The sequence below is a fragment of the Bradyrhizobium sp. NBAIM08 genome, assembly GCF_020193935.1.
GTDB classification, from domain to species: domain Bacteria; phylum Pseudomonadota; class Alphaproteobacteria; order Rhizobiales; family Xanthobacteraceae; genus Bradyrhizobium; species Bradyrhizobium yuanmingense.
Genome location: NZ_JADYVR010000014.1, coordinates 62,132 through 78,236 on the forward strand (window position 1 = coordinate 62,132; position 16,105 = coordinate 78,236).

The following is a 16,105-nucleotide window of genomic DNA, read 5'->3' on the forward strand; positions in this document are numbered from 1 at the left end:
TTAGCTGATCTCCTTTTTCCGGCCCAGCTCCCTTCAGTTGAGTTGCCGCCTCCAATTAAACCGATGGTCGTGCGGCTCACTTAGGGCGTGATCCTTGTTCACGACCTGGTTGAGCAAATATCCCTTTCCAAGCGAACTCGTCGTTCAATATTAGGCCAATGGTCACATGAAGGGGGGGTTCTGATGAACGCATCATACTTGCAGTCAGCAGTTCGATGGTCGGTCGCCACCGGTCTCTTAATATGGTCTGTCTCGAGCGTCGTACAGGCCGATGCTGCGGAGCTATACGGCACGCTGAAGAAGGTGAAAGACAAGGGGCAAATTGTCATCGGCTTCCCTGAAAGTTCGCCGCCATTCGCATCCTATGACGCAAGCAAAAAGCCCGCGGGCTATGCTATCGATATCTGCATGCGTGTGGTGGATACGATCAAGCACGATATCAGCGCGCCAGACCTACAAGTCAATTTTGTTCCAATCAACTCGAGCACGCGCATGGCGCTTCTCGCAAATGGAACGATCGATCTGGAATGTGGATCAACGACCAACACCCTGTCCCGGCAGGAGCAAGTGGATTTTTCGATGATGCACTTCGTGTCATCGACGCGCTGTCTGGTGAAGACAGGAAGCGGCATCAAGGAGATCGAAGATTTTGCCAATAAGGTAGTCGCGCTCGCTCAAGGCGCCAACACTGTTGGTGTAATCAACGGATGGGTCCAGAAACTAAAGGTCCCAAACGTGAAATTCCTAAACATCTCGAATTTTTCAGAAGGACTCTTGGCTGTCGATAGCGATCGCGCCGACGCGTTTTGTTCGGACGACGCGATCCTCTACACTTTGCGACAAAAGTCGCCGGCTCGCGACCGTCTGGAGGTCGTCGGCCGCCCGCTCTCCTTCGAGCCGTACGGGTTAATGATGCGCCGTGACGACTCTGCGTTTCGCTTGGCTGTCAACAAGACGCTGGCCGAGCTCTTTCGCTCGGGAGAGATAACATCTCTCTACCACAAGTGGTTTGACCAATTTGGAATTCCACTGAGCGAGAAGCTCGAGACCGTCTTCCAAGCGCAAGCAGTCCCTCAATAGCGGCTGGGTCGAATGCTCTCCTACAATTGGAACTGGAGTATTCTCTTCCAGCAGCCGCAGCTTGGATGGCTGCTGGAAGGTCTGCGTCTCACAATAGTCATGGCGGTGGTGAGCTTCCTCCTAGCGCTTGCGATCGGAACCTTAGTCGGTACAGCCCGCACTGCTCGATCGAGAGCGGTGCGTGGAATAGGCTTCGTCTACACAGCTCTCTTTCGGAACGTGCCATTGCTGATCCAGATGTTCCTGTGGTTCTACGTCTTTCCGGAGCTCCTGCCCTCAAATCTTGGACGCTGGGTGAAGCGGGATCTGTACGAGCCTGAAGTCACGATTGCCGTCATCTGCCTCAGCTTCTATATGGCTGCCCGCGTCGGCGAGCAGATACGAGCCGGAATTCAGGCGGTGCCGCGGGGGCTTATTTCCGCCGCACTTGCAAGTGGACTGACCGTCAATCAGATTCGTCGTTACATCGTCATGCCCATCTGCTTGCGCATGCTGATCCCGCCGTTGACGACGGAGCTCCTTGCTACTTTTAAGAATACTTCGCTTGCACTTGCGATTGGAGTACTGGAGATCACCGCGCGCAGTCATCAAATCGAAAGCTCTACTTTTCACGGATTTGAAGCATTCGCTGCAGCAACCTTCCTCTATGTCGTGATCAGCTTGTTTACGCTGGCGCTTGTTTTGCCCGTCGAGAACGCTACCCGCCTTCCTGGAATGCTGAAGGGGCGAAGCTAATGCTCTCCCTGGATTTTGGCATCATCGGACCGAATGCTGCCTTCCTCTGGGAGGGCATGAAAATAACACTCTGGCTTACTGTGCTTTCGACCATTGGCGCTGCGATCCTGGGCACCGTCATTGTGCTAGCGCGCCTCTTTGGCCCATTGCCATTGCGGTTGATAGCTTTTGCCTATGTGAACCTCTGCCGCTCCGTGCCGCTAGTGCTCGTCGTGTTTTGGTTTTACTTCTTGGTGCCGTTGGTCATTGGCCGACCTGTTGGCCAGTTTTTCTCTGTCTTGATCGCATTCATCCTATTTGAAGCGGCTTACTTTTCAGAGACTATGCGTGCGGGCATCCAGAGCGTGCCTCGGGGACAATTGGCGGCTGCGATATCGACAGGGCTGACGCTGCGCCAAAGCTTTCAGTACATCGTCTTGCCCCAAGGCGTGAGGAAGATGGCGCCGATTCTTCTGACGCAGTGCATTATCCTCTTCCAGGACACCTCCGTCGCATATGTCGTCGCGCTGAATGACTTCCTCACCTCGACTTCCATCATCGCTCAAAGTGAGGCCCGGCCGATCGAAATGTACACATTTGCGGCCGGTGTCTATCTCACAATCTGCCTTTCTATTTCCCTTCTTGTGGAGAGCCGAACGTGGCACCGGTAGTGGACCAGCGAGACACCGCGCAAGCAGCTGACGTGATGGTCAAATTCGAAGACGTCAGCAAGTGGTATGGCACAACGCAGGTTCTACACTCCTGCTCGACCCAAATTCAGCGCGGCCAAGTCGTCGTCGTTTGTGGTCCGTCCGGCTCCGGAAAGAGCACCCTTATCAAGTGCGTGAACCGGTTGGAGGAATTCCAGAAGGGAAGGATTGTTGTCGACGGAATCTCCGTCGGCGACCGACGCGCCGACTTGCAAAAGCTGCGGACCACGACCGGAATGGTTTTTCAGGCGTTCGACCTTTATCCTCATATGGATGTCATGACTAACGTATCGCTGGCGCCGCGGCTCGTGCTGCGGATGCCACGCCAAGAAGCGGAGCAGCGCGCAGCCGAACTGCTCCGCCAAGTCGGCCTGCTTGATCATGCGAAGAAATACCCTGCTCAACTTTCCGGAGGTCAGCAGCAGCGGGTGGCCATCGCGCGAGCACTCGCGAACAGGCCGGCGGTGATGCTATTCGACGAGCCGACTTCCGCTCTGGACCCGGAAATGATCAATGAAGTTCTGGACGTAATGACGGCACTCGCGGAGCGAAAGACAACCATGATCGTTGTGACACACGAGTTGGGGTTTGCCCGCCGAGTTGGCGATCGCATCGTATTCATGGATGCGGGTCGAATTGTCGACGATCTCTCTAAGGACGAATTTTTTGCGGGGAATACTAGCGATCGTGCTCGCGACTTTCTGTCCAAGGTACTTCAACACTAACCGCTGAGGATTCGATGTCGTTGATTGACTTGCGCAGCGACCTCTTGGCGGGTCCGACGCCGGAGATGATCGAGGCAATGATCGCCACTGCGCGCGCGCCATCAAGTTATAGCGCGCGCGAGGACCGGCATGTGCGAGAGTTGGAAGCACTGACAGCGCAGACACTTGGAACGCAGGACGCGCTGTTCTTTCCGACCTGCACGATGGCCAATCAGGCGGCTCTCATGGTGCACTGCCGGCCTGGTGACTTCATCATCGCGGATGCAGAGTCACACGTCGCGGAGTTCGAGGCTGCATCAACGGCGGGTGTTTCAAATGTGGCCACGTTTCGAGTGGCTGGAGTTCGTGGACATTTGTCACCTGAGCAACTAGCGCAGGCCCTGGACCAAAGTGAGGACGAGGCCATGCGAGTATCCGTGGTCTCGCTGGAAAATACTCACAATCGCGCGGGCGGGACGGTTATGCCTGCAAGCTGGCAACAGCAGATTGAGAATGAATGTCGCCCACGAGGTATCGCCATCCATCTCGATGGGGCTCGATTGTGGAATGCCGCCGCCTATGCCGGGTGTGAGCCGCTGGCACTCGCGCGGGGGGTAGACAGTATTGCGGTCAGTCTAAACAAAGCCTTGGGCGCTCCGTTAGGAGCGATGCTTTGCGGCAGCAGCGCGTTCATCAAGGACGCTAGTCGCGTTAGGCGGATGTTAGGTGGAAACTGGCGTCCAGCTGGGATTGTCGCCGCGCCGGCTGTTGTCGCGCTGAAGTCGATGCAGAAGCGCATCACCGACGATCATGCAAATGCGCGACACTTGGGCATGGTGCTCACCTCGGAACACCCTTGGTTGTCGATCGACCTCGATTCACTCCAGACCAACATCGTCTTGGTGAAACTACGGACCGAGGAGATAAGCGCGCATAGGCTCACCCAACGCTTGTCGGAATTGGGCGTGCTTGTCGTCCCTTATGGCGATCGATACGTACGGTTGGTCATCTACGCTGGAATAGGACGGGATCAGATCGATGCGGTCTTGAGCGCTTTTTCGGAGATAGGCCAAAGCTTAGAGGCGAAATACCCCGATACACTGTCGACATCCTAAGCCGCGGGCATCGTGCGAAGCGCGTGGGACGCCGACTGCCCACGTGCATCGATCACGGTCCCGGCCGCGTTTGAGGCTAGATCACGTCGAGGAACACCGACCAAGAAATAATAGCGGGATTATAGCCAGTGTTTTGAGGCCTAGCATCATGGCATGAGTTGACGTATGAAAACTCGTGCGATTGTAGCCTGAAATGTGCGTCGGATTCGCGTGAATCGGGGTATCTCGCAGGAGCAATTGGCTTGGAAGGCCGGGATCGACCGCTCCTACATGAGTAGTCTTGAGCGGCAATCGAAGAACCCGACGATTGATCTTCTCGACCGCATCGCCGAAACGCTGGACGTGCAGTTGTCCGAGTTCTTTGTTCTGCCGCCCAAAGGTGCTAGGTCTCCGAAGACCTTGCCTAAAAGCCGCAAGCCAGCGGGTCCACGTCGCAAGAAAAAATAGCGAATTTCAACGGCTTCTACGTAGCCAATTGAGGGACTTAGAACACCAATTTCGCCCGACAAGCCTTCTTTGCCGGCCGAACAGGGCTGTGATTAAATTGGAGTGCGTTTCACAGCACGGGAGTGAGTGACGACTGGTTGCCGGATGCAGGTTCGCGAAATGCATTGGCGGGCGCGGTCGCATCGGAAGAGGAGACTTCGATAATCGCAATTGCCTCGACTTTTTCAACCATTTGTACGCAGCCGATTGACCACGGCAACCGCGTTCATCCCCACTGGGGCGATCTTTCGTAGTCCACGTGTGATGTGTCCGGAGGCGCAAAGGCGCGGAGATTACGCCTCATCAGGCAAGTCTATTGGAGCGCCAATTGAGCTTGAAGAATATCTGATCGATTCGCCGTGATCTCGGGATGCCCCGGGTGTGGGAAGTCCACGCTGCTGACCGAACTCGGCCGACGCGGCTACGCGACGATAGATGAGCCTGGACGCCCGGTCGTAAGGAAGGAATTGGAGTCGGGCGTTCCCGCGTTGCCCGGGACAGGTATTGAAGCGCGCCTGCACAGTGCGTTTGATCTTTCCCTTGAAAACCCGACGCGAGCGAGTGCGTTCGACGCTGGGTTTATTCGATCGCGGCCTGATCGACGCCGCAGCGGGTCTCGAACGCGTGACAGGCGAGCCGGCGACAAGGAACTCGGACAGGCACGCCACTATCATCGACGCGTGTTCATCGCTTCCGCCTTGGCCGGCCATCCACGCGACCGATCAAGAGACGCGTCATGATTTCGAGGATGCCTGTCGAAAACGAGCATCTTCTGAAGGTTTTCCCGATGCTCGGCTATGAAGTGGCACTACTGCCAAACTCAGCGTGGTGGAAAGGGCCGATTTCGTTCTTTGAGTGCCGACGTCCAACGAACATCACCAATTATAGACACGTGCAGTCGAACGGAAAGTCCATGGCAAGGGCCGCTATGGCGAATCTATTGTCAGCCTGCTGCCGTGAATCTGCCGAACGGGCACTGAAAACGGATCGAAGTCCTTCAGGCAACGCACGTTCACTGCCCATCCGTCGAACGGCCGAATGCCGCGCTCATGGGGTACCCCCGACGGGCGAGGACGAGCGGCAGTCCGGCGGAACTAAAGTCAATCCGCGTGGGACAAGACCGAGCATGGGATCTTCACCTCGTTCTTCATCGGTGCGTCAACGGCAGTCGTTGTGGTCGCCGCAATTCGGGCGATCAAGAAATGATCGACGACGGCGATACCCGCGACCGGGTCATTCGCCTGGAAACCAAGGTCGAACACCTCACTGAGCGTGCTGGAAGCCCAGGGGGAGGTACATTGATAGATTCGGCAGCGGACCCGGCTCGTGAGCCGACTGATCTGCCGGGCCTGCGCTAGATGCCACCTCCAACGGCGCGGGTTCATCATTCGGTAGTCGCCAAAGCTCGTTTGGTGGAGGAGACTGTCCTGAATTTAGAGTCGAGTCCTCTGGATCGACGGGATGTGGCTACAATATGGATGGATCATCAAGCAATCGCCGAAGCTCCCCTGGAGAGAACTGCTCTAGATTGAAAGTAAGCTCTTCTGGATCGGCGGAGAACGACGGGGCGGCGTGATCGTCCCGTCGGGCGTGAAGCTCGTCCTCCAAATCCTTTTCCAGTCGCTGAAGCTCCTGTGAAGGGACGGACACTGGCGACAGGATGGGTTGATGATCCTGCGCAGCGGCGATGTCGGCGCCGTGTTGGAAGCACAGGGGGAGGTACATTGATAGATTCGGTAGCGGACCCGGCTCGTGAGCCGACTGATCTGCCGGGCCTGAGCTAGGTGCCACCTCCAACGGCGCGGGTTCATCATTCAGTAGTCGCCAAAGCTCTTTGGTGGAGGAGACTGTCCTGAATTTAAAGTCGAGTCCTCTGGATCGACGGGAAGTGGCGACAATATGGATGGATCATCAAGCAATCGCCGAAGCTCTCCTGGAGAGAACTGCTCTAGATTGAAAGTAAGCTCTTCTGGATCGGCGGAGAACGACGGGGTGGCGTGATCGTCCCGTCGGGCGTGAAGCTCGTCCTCCAAATCATTTTCCAGTCGCTGAAGCTCCTCTGAAGGGACGAAGACTGGCGACAGGATGGGTTGATGATCCAGTACTCGCCGAAGCTCTTGATCGAACGCGACGTGCTCTTCGAAAGGCGACGGGGCGGGTTGATCCTCCTGCACTTCCCGAAGCTCCTCTCGCCGACTGCCCGCTTCCTGCGACGCGCTGTGTTGCGCAGCGGCGTCACCGATGAGCCTCGGTTCCACTAGTACGGCGCTTTGGGAACGAATGGGAGCCACGTCCGGGGGCGCGGGATTGCGCTCGGCGCGGGGGAGCGCGATCGTGCCTGTCGACCGGAAGGTCCGGAGATAGTCTATTGCCATAAGGAGTCCGGCGGGATTACGCGTTCCGATAAACCCGGACACGTCACCACTCAACGACTCACTGTCGAGCTGAGCAACAAGGCTTGGTTTGTTTTTTGCGAGGAGCCAACGGCTAAAGCTACGAAGAAAACTTGCGTAGACTCTTGACGTGCTGACTGACATGCCGGCCTCGATGAAGGCCTCTTGGAGCCCCGAGATATCGCGAGCATCCTCGAAATAAAGAGGCCGCATGTCGGGCCCTGTCACAAGCGCGGAGGACGCGCTTAGCTGCGCAGCGGCGATGTCGAGGCGCCTAGTCCCGGCCTTGATGAGGGCCTCCTCAAGCCCCAGGACAACGGGAGCATCTTCGGAAGAAAGAGGCCGCATGTCCTGTCCTCTCACAATCCCCGTCGACTGAGCCGGCTGCGGCGCCGACGACGCGCTAAGCTGCGCAACGGCATTGTCGAGGCGCCTCGGTTCGATCCGTACCGCGCTTTCGGAATGGATGGGGGCCACGTTCTGGGGGTGAGGATTCCGCTTAGAGCGGCGTGCGATTGGCACGGTGCCCGTCGACCACCAGGTCCGGAGATGGTCAATTGCCTTAAGGAGTAGTGTGTCATTACTCTTTCCGATGTACCCAAGCACGTCGCTGCCATCGGTCAGCGACTTACTGTCGACCCGACCAACAATGCTCGGTTTGTTGTTTGCGAAAACCCAGCGGCTAAAGCCATGAAGGGACCTTGCATAGGCGGAACCTTTGGTCCACCCGGCCTTGATGAGGGCATCCTCAAGCCCCGAAATAGCGGAAGCATCCTCGGCATACAGAGGCCCGCTGTCCTGCCGCCCCACCACAATTCCCATTGACCGAGCCGGCTGCAGCGCCGAGGCGGCTGGCATTGCTCCACCACCTCCACCTGAACTGGCGATCTCGCTCAATTGCTGCTCAATGGCAACGCCTTGCGGATTGTTTAGGGTCCTCGGCCTCTTCGCTACTCTCACCTCAGCTATGTCATGCTCATCGTTGATGAGGACCTCCTCGCCTGGTAACAGGTTGCTCCTGGCAAGTGCACCCATCGGCTCGCCTGGGGACTGCTGGCTGTCGCTAGACACATTGGCGGAGAGGCTACGGCGTGGCCCCCTGTCAGGCATCCCGTTATTGGCTTGGCGCGCCTCGTGTAATTGCTGCTCAAAGTCCTCTTGCCCGGTTCGATCCGGTAGATGCTCTTGCGAGACCTGTATCTGCGGGTCAGCAGTGACATTGCATGAGTCAAAATTGTGCGGGTCCACGCTAACCTCACGCCATGAAATCAATTGAGATCGTACTATATGGATAAGCTTTCGAGAAACTGACGAGGCCGTCGCCACCAAAAACGAGACTGCGTCGCGGCTCTTAATTATCGCGGGGCTTCTTGGGTTTCAGGACCCGCCGTTGTCGCGGCTATCCCCTTCTCCTGGTGGTCAGCCGCAACGGCTCTTTTAGTTTGTACCATTGCTTCATTGCAGCCACTCTTTGCTGCTCCATTCAGGCGAAAAGCTCCCACCTCTTTCGGCGTAACCTTCGCGTAGCTGCCGCTCTCGTGCATCCAGCCGCGTTCGAAGCTTGGATCGGAGGCATTAGTCCGTTGTCCCTTGCATCCGATGGGGTTGCCAACCCAGACGAGTCACGAACTGGGTGCGGCACCGCTGCCAAGGGGCATTGGGCACCTTCGGCGCGCCTTAATTGCCCCTCATGAGGAGACGGCCAGCTTGACGCCGCGCAGGCCGTGGCGGGCAAGCTTGCGCAGAAAAGCGGTCCAGAACGTCTCGGCTTCGGAGGGGCCGATGTCCATGCCGAGCACCTCGCGCCGGCCATATCTGTCGACGCCGACGGCGACGATCACGGCGACCACGAGGTGGAAAGAGGTCCGGCATCCGCTAGTTCTCAGACATACTGCACCAGCTTAAGGTAATCGTCAGTGAGAACAGGTGAGCGAATAGAACAAGCCGCGTCTTGAAGGAAGGTGGTCAGAGTCCGACTGACCCGATTGCGGACTTCGACAGATTGCCGTGCCGGCGCGCGAGTACGGAGAGTTGCTAGCTCGGAACTGACCAGGTCGGCCGCTGCGTGCCGCGCAATCTGAGATAGAGAAGCAACCAGCAGACATGACAGCTTTTGCCAAGCCCAATGTAGTGAGCCGCCGCGCCCCAGCCGTCTTGATCGCGAGAGAGCACGTAAACACGCGGCACCTCGACACCCTGGAACTCCAGAGTATTCTGAATAATGCCGCGTAGACCCAGTGTGCGATGCTCATGCGTGACCTTTAGGCCTGGAGCCTGCCTGTCAACGAGTACACCAACGAGCCGACCTTTCGCATCAGGACCAGACGCGCGCGCAAAGCAAACGATCCAGCGAGCCCAGTCAGCGAGCCCGATCCAGATCTTGCGGCCAGAGATATGAACTTTATCTTCGCGCATGAGAGCCGAAGCCTCCTCGGGGCAGAGCCAGCTCCAGGCTCCGTCAAAGCGAAAGCGCAGAGATCGCCGCGTGTTGCACCCCAAATGATATTATTTTGTTCGGGGATGTGCGGTGCCGCTTCGATGCAGGGCAAGGCCAGGAAGTTATGGACGACGAGCGTAGAGGCAGCGGAGACATCGAAGGACGCAGTGGCAGAGATGAGGTCGATGGCCTCTTGCAAGGGAAGAGCTAATCCGCCGTGCTCTCCTGGTGTGGTGAGCCCGAACAGCCCATGCCTTGCCAATATGCTGTGTAGGGTCGGAGGGAATGCTCGGCGGTCATCCGCGTCTGCGAAATTCAGCTGACTGAGGTCAGCGATCAAACTGGAGTATAGTGCAGCTGCACGGCCTTTGCGCTCCTGCGCCTCCCCGAATTGGGCGTGAACCTGAGTGTACCATAAGGCCCACAATGATCCCGGCCGCGCTTCGCGCCCAATTCATCCCCGTGGTTAGCTCGGTTACACATTAGTATAGTGTGGATGTCGGCGCATTATGAGCCCGTTGTCCGGAACTTGGATTTATTGGCAAGAGCGGCAAGGACAATTGGCGTTTGTGTCCCGGAACACCCGCAGTTCACTGCCACGATGATCATGCCGCGCAACTCCAGCGTGCACAGCGATGCTGTGGATTGGGTGTCCCCGTCCGAAGCGCAGCGTTGCTCTTGTCCTTTGCCGGGCCGCGACACTGATCATCAGTTAGTCTCTGACCGATCCCGGCCATCGAGAGCTACCGTGCTGCGGGTTTCGAAATTTACGAAGATGGCAAGCTCGAGGATTTGATAAGGAAGTCACCCATGGGAAAACGGGAGATTGCGGCGCTCGGAGCATTATTCCGAGCTCGAGGTGAGCCCGTCCACGTTAAGGAGCACGAGGTCAGATCATAAGCCGCCTCGTGACATGCGTCTACATTGAGGTTGCCGAAGGCAAGCATCGCATCACCCCGGCCGGCGAAGCGGAAGGCCGATGACCCGTGGAACAAGGTAATTGCGTACGCGGTATTGGGTCCCTTCTTGGTCATAGACAATCGCTTGGGAAGGGCCTGCACATCGGCTGGAAATCGCTCATTCGAGCACCTCAATCTCACGGAGAACGTGTTCCATAATACCTGATATGCCGGGCTTTAAGCGCGAGCGGCACGGGGCGGATGCAATCGCACGCACCGCTGCTGCCACAACTCGCGCAGCTCCTCCACAAGAGCATTATGGTGAGCAAGATCCGTCTTAGTCGCATCGAGCAGATTCGCGAGCACCGCTTCGGCTTCGACCTTTATCAGCACGTCGAACAGCTCATCCGAGATCCGTAGACTATCACTGCTGGAGTAGCTTGTGCGGATTTCGGATAACGTCTCATGACGGCCTCGCCCTGTGTAAGCGCGGGCGCGATGGAGCGATACATAGGGCGGCAATGACAGCGCCAGTGACGTCCAACTCTCCAGGGTCGTTGCCCTTCTTTTCACCAGAAACGGCCCGACTACGAGCCCATCCAGCTCTGTCGTAAGGAACGTCGCGATCGCATCTGAAACGGAATCGACGATTGGTTCGGCGTTGTTGTTGAAGGATGTGTTGAGTAGAATTGGAATGCTCGTCCGCTTCTTGAACGCATTGATAAGCTCCCAATAGGCTGGATTGGTCTTGCGCGACACCGTTTGGAGCCGAGCCGTACCATCAACGTGGGTGATGGCCCCTAGCTGGCTGCGTTTGGAGCCACGCACGCTAACGATGAAGTTCATAAATGGGAATTCGCTCGCATTTCCCGGGAGCTCAAAAAACTCACGGGCATCCTCCTCCAGCACTGATGGAGCGAAAGGTCGATAGCCCTCCCGCTTCTTCACCATCGCATTGATCCGGTCCTTGTTTGCGGAAGGTCGAGGATCGGCCAGAATACTGCGGTTGCCAAGCGCGCGGGGGCCAAACTCGGACCGACCCTGCACCCACCCGATCACAGCGCCGCCGGCCATCCAATCGGCCGCTCTACCTGCCACATCATCACTGCGCTCTAGCTCGATGTGCCCAGACCATGCGTTTAACTCCTGCTCGATAGCCTGCTCGCTTCCGAGATCGGGTCCCCAATAAACCTGCTGCAGGCGCTCCCGCGGCGCAGGCCGGCCTAGCTCCTTTGACATCATTAACGCAGCGCCTAAGGCGCACCCGGCGTCATGCGCTGCCGGTTGGACAAAAATGTCTTCGAACAACCCAGATTTGAGCAACTTGCCGTTCATCGTGCAGTTGTGTGCAACTCCTCCAGCCAGGCACAATCGCGTCATGTCGGTGGTCATGCGATAGTGTCGCAATATGTGGAATACGATCCTCTCTAGCGCCTCCTGCAAGGAAGCACTTACATTTCGATGCTGCTGGGTGAATGGCATACCTTTTCGTCTGACCTCGATGTTGCGCCGCAACGCCGGACCGATGCTGTCGAGGTAGACGCGGTAACCACCGTTATCAGACAGTTCGTAAAACTGTTGGAACAGTTCGCGGAAGGGTGCGGGGTCGCCGTAGGGAGCTAACCCCATTACCTTATACTCATCAAATAAGCTGTAGCCGAGATACCGGATCGTCTCGAGATAGAAAAGTCCTAGAGAATTACTCTCCGGAAACGTCTCAATTTGCGTGATGTCCGTTCCTGAGCCAACGGCCATGAGGCCGGAGAGAAGATCACCACCACCGTCGATCGCAAAAATTAAGCTGTCCTCGAATCCGGACATAGCAAAGGTACTCACGGCGTGCGCCATATGGTGACTTACAAAGAATAGGCGTGAAGCGTCAATTTCTGTACCGAACTCCTGTGCCAGCAAGCTCCGCAGCAACAGCTTGGCATTCAAAGGAAAAGCAAAATCAGGCTGGGACCCAAACAGGTTTTCAAGCATAGCGTTGCAATAGGATTCGGTGGCGTAGAACGCGATCCGATCGATGTCGTTGAGCTGAACACCTGCCTCTGCAAGACAGTACCGAATCGCCCTGCCAGGGAACTTATTTGAGTGCTTGATGCGATTAAGTCGCTCCTCTTCGACTGCGGCTATAACGCGACCGTCCTTCACCAGGACCGCCGCGCCATCGTGTAGAAATGTATTCGAAAGCGCGGGCGTGCTTTCGTAAACCTTGTCCAATCCACCGCTCAAACCCAGACACAGCATGTTTTGCTCCATATTTTCATGATAGGGGCACTGGACGGTCAACGCATAAGCCGCCGACGAAGCAGTGCTATCGGGATGAAGAAAGCGAATACCGCGTACATGCAGAGGCCCGCGAAGTGCAGCGCGCTACCCCCAGCCGGACGACTAAGCATCACCGGCCGAATGAGATCTACCGAATGAGCCAGCGGCAACAAGCCTGCCAATCGCTGAAACGTGATGGGCAGCCGACTAAGCGGGACATTGCGCCACAGACAAACACCATCGGTATGCTAACGAGCGTCTGGTAGAAAACAAAATAGTCATAGCTTGGCGCAAGTGTGTGTGTGTGTGTGCGATATGACGATCATAGCCAGGCTTGCGAACACGACACCAGTAAGAGCAATTGCCGGCATTCGAACAGAGAATGCATGACCACGACGTGTATCTTAGGATCGCAGCAACGACCCCAGTTCTCGTCCCACCTAGAAGAGCCTTTCTGGCGGCCCATACCAACTCACCGAGAGCGATGTCCCCGAGAGTTGGACGGGTGTATAGAATCGCTTCGCAGGTCCGCAGACCATGCATGCGGGCATAAGACGCATACATTGTTCCGAAAGTCGCTGAAGTCATGGCGCTTGTCGCCACCATCCCGCCAGCGAGAAATGCGAGACGGCCTACAATGAGCCCAACTCCGAGACCCAGGCCAAAGAGATTGGTCATGGGATCAGCAAGGTTCCCGAGCAGAGATGCACGCGCGGCTTTCCTCCACGCCAAAAAGTTGCGACGCCAGACCGCTGATCCAATCGTACGCATTAGTGGGCATTGCCGCCGCGTACCCTTCACTCATCGTTCAGCCCTCGATTTTGTCCGCTCAGCCGCAAGAAGACATCATAAAGATCAGGCCGGCCGCTCCGAAGGCCCGTGCAGCTGCTTCCGCACTTGCTTCGGATTGGATGCGTAACAGAAGCGCGTCCCTCCGCTTACTTTTACATGCTCTGCACAGAGCTTGATCAGCGCGGACAACTTGTGCGGACTTCCACCATAATCGTCGATTAAACCACGAGGACCGTCGTCGGCGATCTTGCGAATCGCGCTCGAGTACCCAAAGCCGATCGCACAGCCGCTTAGCTTCTTCCATCACGTGCGTAGTCAAGAAAGTCGTTCTACCTCGCACCGATAGCACTCTAAGGCGTTCCCAAATCATATGGCGCGCACGATCGAGTCTACGTGGTGCATGAGCCGCCCGCACCGGATGTGTAAAGGACGGCTGCATTCTTCTGTACTCCTGGAGCACGGTACCCACGCGATCCATTCGGCCGGGCCGCAGCCACAAGCTTTCCTGCTCGCGTTTCGGCTTAAGCTCAATTGAGCAGGGGTAGGCGCTCGATATAGAAACGGCTTAAAAACCTATACGAAGGTTTGCTGTTGGTTAGCGTCGACGCGCGATGGTGCAGGTTGACCTGCCACTGCCCTTTCATCCGGGGGCAGCTAGAGCCTTTGCTGATTTTGCAGCGAGACCGAACTTTGGACCACCCAGAACTAGAGTTTTGCGCCGCTGTCACGTTGGCGGGCTGGGCGCGCCGATTGATTGCCCTCAATCTCGTAAGGCGCACTCAACGTCTTGATCAGGATCTGTCTGTAGAATTGGGCGACAAACGTGCCGAGGGAAGAGAAGCGGACCGGAATTGCCGAAGTCAAATTTGAATTTGTCGTAGACACTCTCCCGGTACCCATTCTCCCGCGAACAGCCTTTCGTGGAGATGGTGATACTGAACGACACAAGGGAAGGCGCGAGTGGCTTTCTGTACTCGACACAGGTGTCGGGGTAGAAGATCGGCGGGACGGCCGTGCGCGGATGCGCGGGCAAGGCCCGTCGACCGACCACTGTATGACGTTGAAAACCACCTCCGCGTCCTCGCGGCGAGCGGCCCTGAACGAAACATCGGCGAACGTCAGCGAAATGGACTCCAGATGCTTCCGACTATTTCGGGTTGCGAGTTTGCCGGAGTTTTGATTAACCGTGATCGGCGGATTGCGGCACTCCTCAGCAAACTCTTCTGACGGTGAAAGCGCACCAGGGCATCTCCCTCTCTCCTTCGGCGCTTAGCGGATTTTTTGCTCGGGACTATGCAGGTTTCATGCAGATTTCGGCAAACATGCGCCACGATTCCCGGCAGATCTTAAAGCATCGCAAATTTCGGATACAACACTGACACTTGAACCGCAAATCCGCAGCATCGCTAGAGCATCAACCTCTGTACTGCCCAATGGATACGCGCTTACGCGGCAATAGATCTTCGTGACAGCATTGGTCGGTCCTACCTTTTGAACCAGCTGCTGACCCCCGCCTACGAAGCGCCGCATGTTGAGCTCCGAGGTCATAGGTCCAGCGGCCCGAGCAACTTTGAGTGCAGACGTTCATGGCGCATTAGTTTCCTCACCTGCGCTTATACCGACCGCGCGGTACTACGCCCTTATGTTAGTCAAGAAGTCACCGACCTGCCCCTGTAACGAAGCGATATCTTTGCTCAAATGCCTTACCTTCCCAACGGCTTGGTCTGCCGATGATCCAGAGCCGCGCGAGGCGGCATTCAACTGGTCAATATCCCTGGAAGCTTCGCGCATATCAACACTGATGCCGGTGATGCTTCTTGATATGTCGTTCGTCACAATCGATTGCTCTTCTATCGCTGCCGAGATGTTGCTCGATATCTCTTGCACCTTGTCGATGATGTCGGCGATGTCACCCATCGCTGCAATGCCAGCTCCGTCCTTTGTTGGATGGCGAGAATCTGAGTATCAACTTCGCTTGTCGCCTTGGCGGCCTGCGCAGCAAGATTTTTCACTTGTCCCGCCACCACTGCAAAGCCTCGCCCGCTTCGCCAGCCCGTGCTGCCTCGATGGTTGCATTGAGCGCCAGCAAATTGGTTTGCGAGGCTATACCCTCGATCATCTGGACGACGCTGCTGATCTTTGTCACCGAAGCAACGAGCTCACTTAATGTTGCTTCAGCGTGTGCGGTCTTGCCGCGCGCGCTTTGCGAAATATTCGCTGCGGTCAACACTCGTCGGCTGATCTCAGAAATCGAGGCCGATAATTCCTGAGCGGCCGAGGACACGGCCGTCGAGTTTTCGTCGGTCTTTTTCACCATTGTCGTCATGGCTTCAGTGCGAAGACAGACATCTCCCGTCGAAGCAGTAATTTCCGATGCGACCGCTTGCATGTCCTGCATCGAGCTCGCCACAACTCCACGACCCACGACACATCGCTGTCAAACCTCTTCGCAAGACTCAGCCTCTCTTCCCGCATGCGAACCAGGTCGTTATGTCCTGCCAAAC

Annotated in this window: 14 protein-coding genes and 5 pseudogenes; 8 read left to right on the top strand and 11 right to left on the bottom strand. The window is 56.7% G+C overall.

Annotated features, from left to right (window positions below; translation table 11 throughout):
- Window positions 1-183 precede the first annotated feature (183 nt).
- The 6 genes from I6F37_RS32970 to I6F37_RS32995 all read left to right on the top strand — a co-directional run bounded on the left by I6F37_RS32970 (window position 184) and on the right by I6F37_RS32995 (window position 4,770).
- Complete coding sequence (locus I6F37_RS32970; RefSeq protein WP_225153824.1) at window positions 184-1,080, top strand: amino acid ABC transporter substrate-binding protein; 897 nt, start codon at window positions 184-186, stop codon at window positions 1,078-1,080.
- Window positions 1,081-1,092: 12 nt separating this feature from the next.
- Entirely contained in the window at window positions 1,093-1,815 is a 723-nt protein-coding gene (locus I6F37_RS32975; RefSeq protein WP_225129125.1) for an amino acid ABC transporter permease, read from the top strand.
- On the top strand, window positions 1,815-2,465 hold the full coding sequence (locus I6F37_RS32980) for an amino acid ABC transporter permease (RefSeq protein ID WP_225153825.1): 651 nt from the start codon (window positions 1,815-1,817) through the stop codon (window positions 2,463-2,465). The genes I6F37_RS32975 and I6F37_RS32980 overlap by 1 nt, the downstream gene beginning before the upstream one ends.
- A gap of 35 nt (window positions 2,466-2,500) precedes the next feature.
- Window positions 2,501-3,229: an amino acid ABC transporter ATP-binding protein gene (locus I6F37_RS32985; RefSeq protein ID WP_225153926.1), complete on the top strand. Its 729-nt coding sequence runs from the start codon at window positions 2,501-2,503 to the stop codon at window positions 3,227-3,229.
- 14 nt (window positions 3,230-3,243) lie between these two features.
- Window positions 3,244-4,323: a low specificity L-threonine aldolase gene (locus I6F37_RS32990; RefSeq protein WP_225153827.1), complete on the top strand. Its 1,080-nt coding sequence runs from the start codon at window positions 3,244-3,246 to the stop codon at window positions 4,321-4,323.
- A gap of 195 nt (window positions 4,324-4,518) precedes the next feature.
- The gene (locus I6F37_RS32995) at window positions 4,519-4,770 is read left to right on the top strand and encodes a helix-turn-helix transcriptional regulator (protein WP_225153829.1); all 252 of its coding nucleotides are present in this window, start codon (window positions 4,519-4,521) and stop codon (window positions 4,768-4,770) included.
- 109 nt (window positions 4,771-4,879) lie between these two features.
- Here I6F37_RS32995 and I6F37_RS45620 read toward each other — a convergent pair whose 3' ends face one another.
- Window positions 4,880-5,002: a hypothetical protein gene (locus I6F37_RS45620; RefSeq protein WP_256379488.1), complete on the bottom strand. Its 123-nt coding sequence runs from the start codon at window positions 5,000-5,002 to the stop codon at window positions 4,880-4,882.
- Window positions 5,003-5,168: 166 nt separating this feature from the next.
- Here I6F37_RS45620 and I6F37_RS33000 point away from each other — a divergent pair, with 166 nt between their 5' ends.
- Together I6F37_RS33000 and I6F37_RS33005 are read left to right on the top strand one after the other, a co-directional pair.
- Window positions 5,169-5,549 (top strand): AAA family ATPase, encoded by a 381-nt coding sequence (locus I6F37_RS33000; RefSeq protein WP_225153831.1) that lies wholly within the window; start codon window positions 5,169-5,171, stop codon window positions 5,547-5,549.
- A gap of 462 nt (window positions 5,550-6,011) precedes the next feature.
- Window positions 6,012-6,167, top strand: coding sequence for a hypothetical protein (locus I6F37_RS33005; RefSeq protein WP_225153833.1), 156 nt, complete (start codon window positions 6,012-6,014; stop codon window positions 6,165-6,167).
- Window positions 6,168-6,276: 109 nt separating this feature from the next.
- Here I6F37_RS33005 and I6F37_RS33010 read toward each other — a convergent pair whose 3' ends face one another.
- The 10 genes and pseudogenes from I6F37_RS33010 to I6F37_RS33055 form a co-directional block, all read right to left on the bottom strand.
- Window positions 6,277-6,534 (bottom strand): hypothetical protein, encoded by a 258-nt coding sequence (locus tag I6F37_RS33010; RefSeq protein ID WP_225153835.1) that lies wholly within the window; start codon window positions 6,532-6,534, stop codon window positions 6,277-6,279.
- An 89-nt stretch (window positions 6,535-6,623) separates the two neighbouring features.
- Complete coding sequence (locus tag I6F37_RS33015; protein WP_225153836.1) at window positions 6,624-8,237, bottom strand: hypothetical protein; 1,614 nt, start codon at window positions 8,235-8,237, stop codon at window positions 6,624-6,626.
- A gap of 588 nt (window positions 8,238-8,825) precedes the next feature.
- Window positions 8,826-9,049 (bottom strand): annotated as a pseudogene (locus I6F37_RS33020) (transposase); the annotation flags it as partial.
- A gap of 187 nt (window positions 9,050-9,236) precedes the next feature.
- The gene (locus I6F37_RS33025; protein WP_225153838.1) at window positions 9,237-9,617 is read right to left on the bottom strand and encodes an acyl-CoA dehydrogenase family protein; all 381 of its coding nucleotides are present in this window, start codon (window positions 9,615-9,617) and stop codon (window positions 9,237-9,239) included.
- A 131-nt stretch (window positions 9,618-9,748) separates the two neighbouring features.
- Window positions 9,749-10,066, bottom strand: a pseudogene (locus I6F37_RS46010) (acyl-CoA dehydrogenase family protein); the annotation flags it as partial.
- Window positions 10,067-10,775: 709 nt separating this feature from the next.
- Window positions 10,776-12,788, bottom strand: a complete 2,013-nt coding sequence (locus tag I6F37_RS33035) for a carbamoyltransferase (RefSeq protein WP_225153840.1) — start codon at window positions 12,786-12,788, stop codon at window positions 10,776-10,778.
- 38 nt (window positions 12,789-12,826) lie between these two features.
- Window positions 12,827-13,614, bottom strand: a pseudogene (locus I6F37_RS33040) (ABC transporter permease).
- Window positions 13,607-13,989, bottom strand: a pseudogene (locus I6F37_RS33045) (nodulation factor ABC transporter ATP-binding protein NodI); the annotation flags it as partial. The pseudogenes I6F37_RS33045 and I6F37_RS33040, both read right to left, overlap by 8 nt.
- A gap of 1,244 nt (window positions 13,990-15,233) precedes the next feature.
- Window positions 15,234-15,518: a hypothetical protein gene (locus tag I6F37_RS33050; protein ID WP_225153842.1), complete on the bottom strand. Its 285-nt coding sequence runs from the start codon at window positions 15,516-15,518 to the stop codon at window positions 15,234-15,236.
- Window positions 15,452-15,999 (bottom strand): annotated as a pseudogene (locus tag I6F37_RS33055) (methyl-accepting chemotaxis protein). Before I6F37_RS33055 ends, I6F37_RS33050 begins: the two are co-directional and overlap by 67 nt.
- Window positions 16,000-16,105: the final 106 nt, after the last annotated feature.

Bases quoted from the DNA above. Each gene is read 5' to 3' on its own strand.
- I6F37_RS33010 (WP_225153835.1), bottom strand. From the start codon at position 6,534: ATGTACCTCCCCCTGTGCTTCCAACACGGCGCCGACATCGCCGCTGCG.
- I6F37_RS32985 (WP_225153926.1), top strand. From the start codon at position 2,501: ATGGTCAAATTCGAAGACGTCAGCAAGTGGTATGGCACAACGCAGGTT.
- I6F37_RS33025 (WP_225153838.1), bottom strand. From the start codon at position 9,617: ATGCGCGAAGATAAAGTTCATATCTCTGGCCGCAAGATCTGGATCGGG.
- I6F37_RS33050 (WP_225153842.1), bottom strand. From the start codon at position 15,518: ATGGGTGACATCGCCGACATCATCGACAAGGTGCAAGAGATATCGAGC.
- I6F37_RS32980 (WP_225153825.1), top strand. From the start codon at position 1,815: ATGCTCTCCCTGGATTTTGGCATCATCGGACCGAATGCTGCCTTCCTC.
- I6F37_RS33035 (WP_225153840.1), bottom strand. From the start codon at position 12,788: ATGCTGTGTCTGGGTTTGAGCGGTGGATTGGACAAGGTTTACGAAAGC.
- I6F37_RS32975 (WP_225129125.1), top strand. From the start codon at position 1,093: ATGCTCTCCTACAATTGGAACTGGAGTATTCTCTTCCAGCAGCCGCAG.
- I6F37_RS45620 (WP_256379488.1), bottom strand. From the start codon at position 5,002: ATGGTTGAAAAAGTCGAGGCAATTGCGATTATCGAAGTCTCCTCTTCC.
- I6F37_RS33005 (WP_225153833.1), top strand. From the start codon at position 6,012: ATGATCGACGACGGCGATACCCGCGACCGGGTCATTCGCCTGGAAACC.
- I6F37_RS33015 (WP_225153836.1), bottom strand. From the start codon at position 8,237: ATGGGTGCACTTGCCAGGAGCAACCTGTTACCAGGCGAGGAGGTCCTC.
- I6F37_RS32970 (WP_225153824.1), top strand. From the start codon at position 184: ATGAACGCATCATACTTGCAGTCAGCAGTTCGATGGTCGGTCGCCACC.
- I6F37_RS32990 (WP_225153827.1), top strand. From the start codon at position 3,244: ATGTCGTTGATTGACTTGCGCAGCGACCTCTTGGCGGGTCCGACGCCG.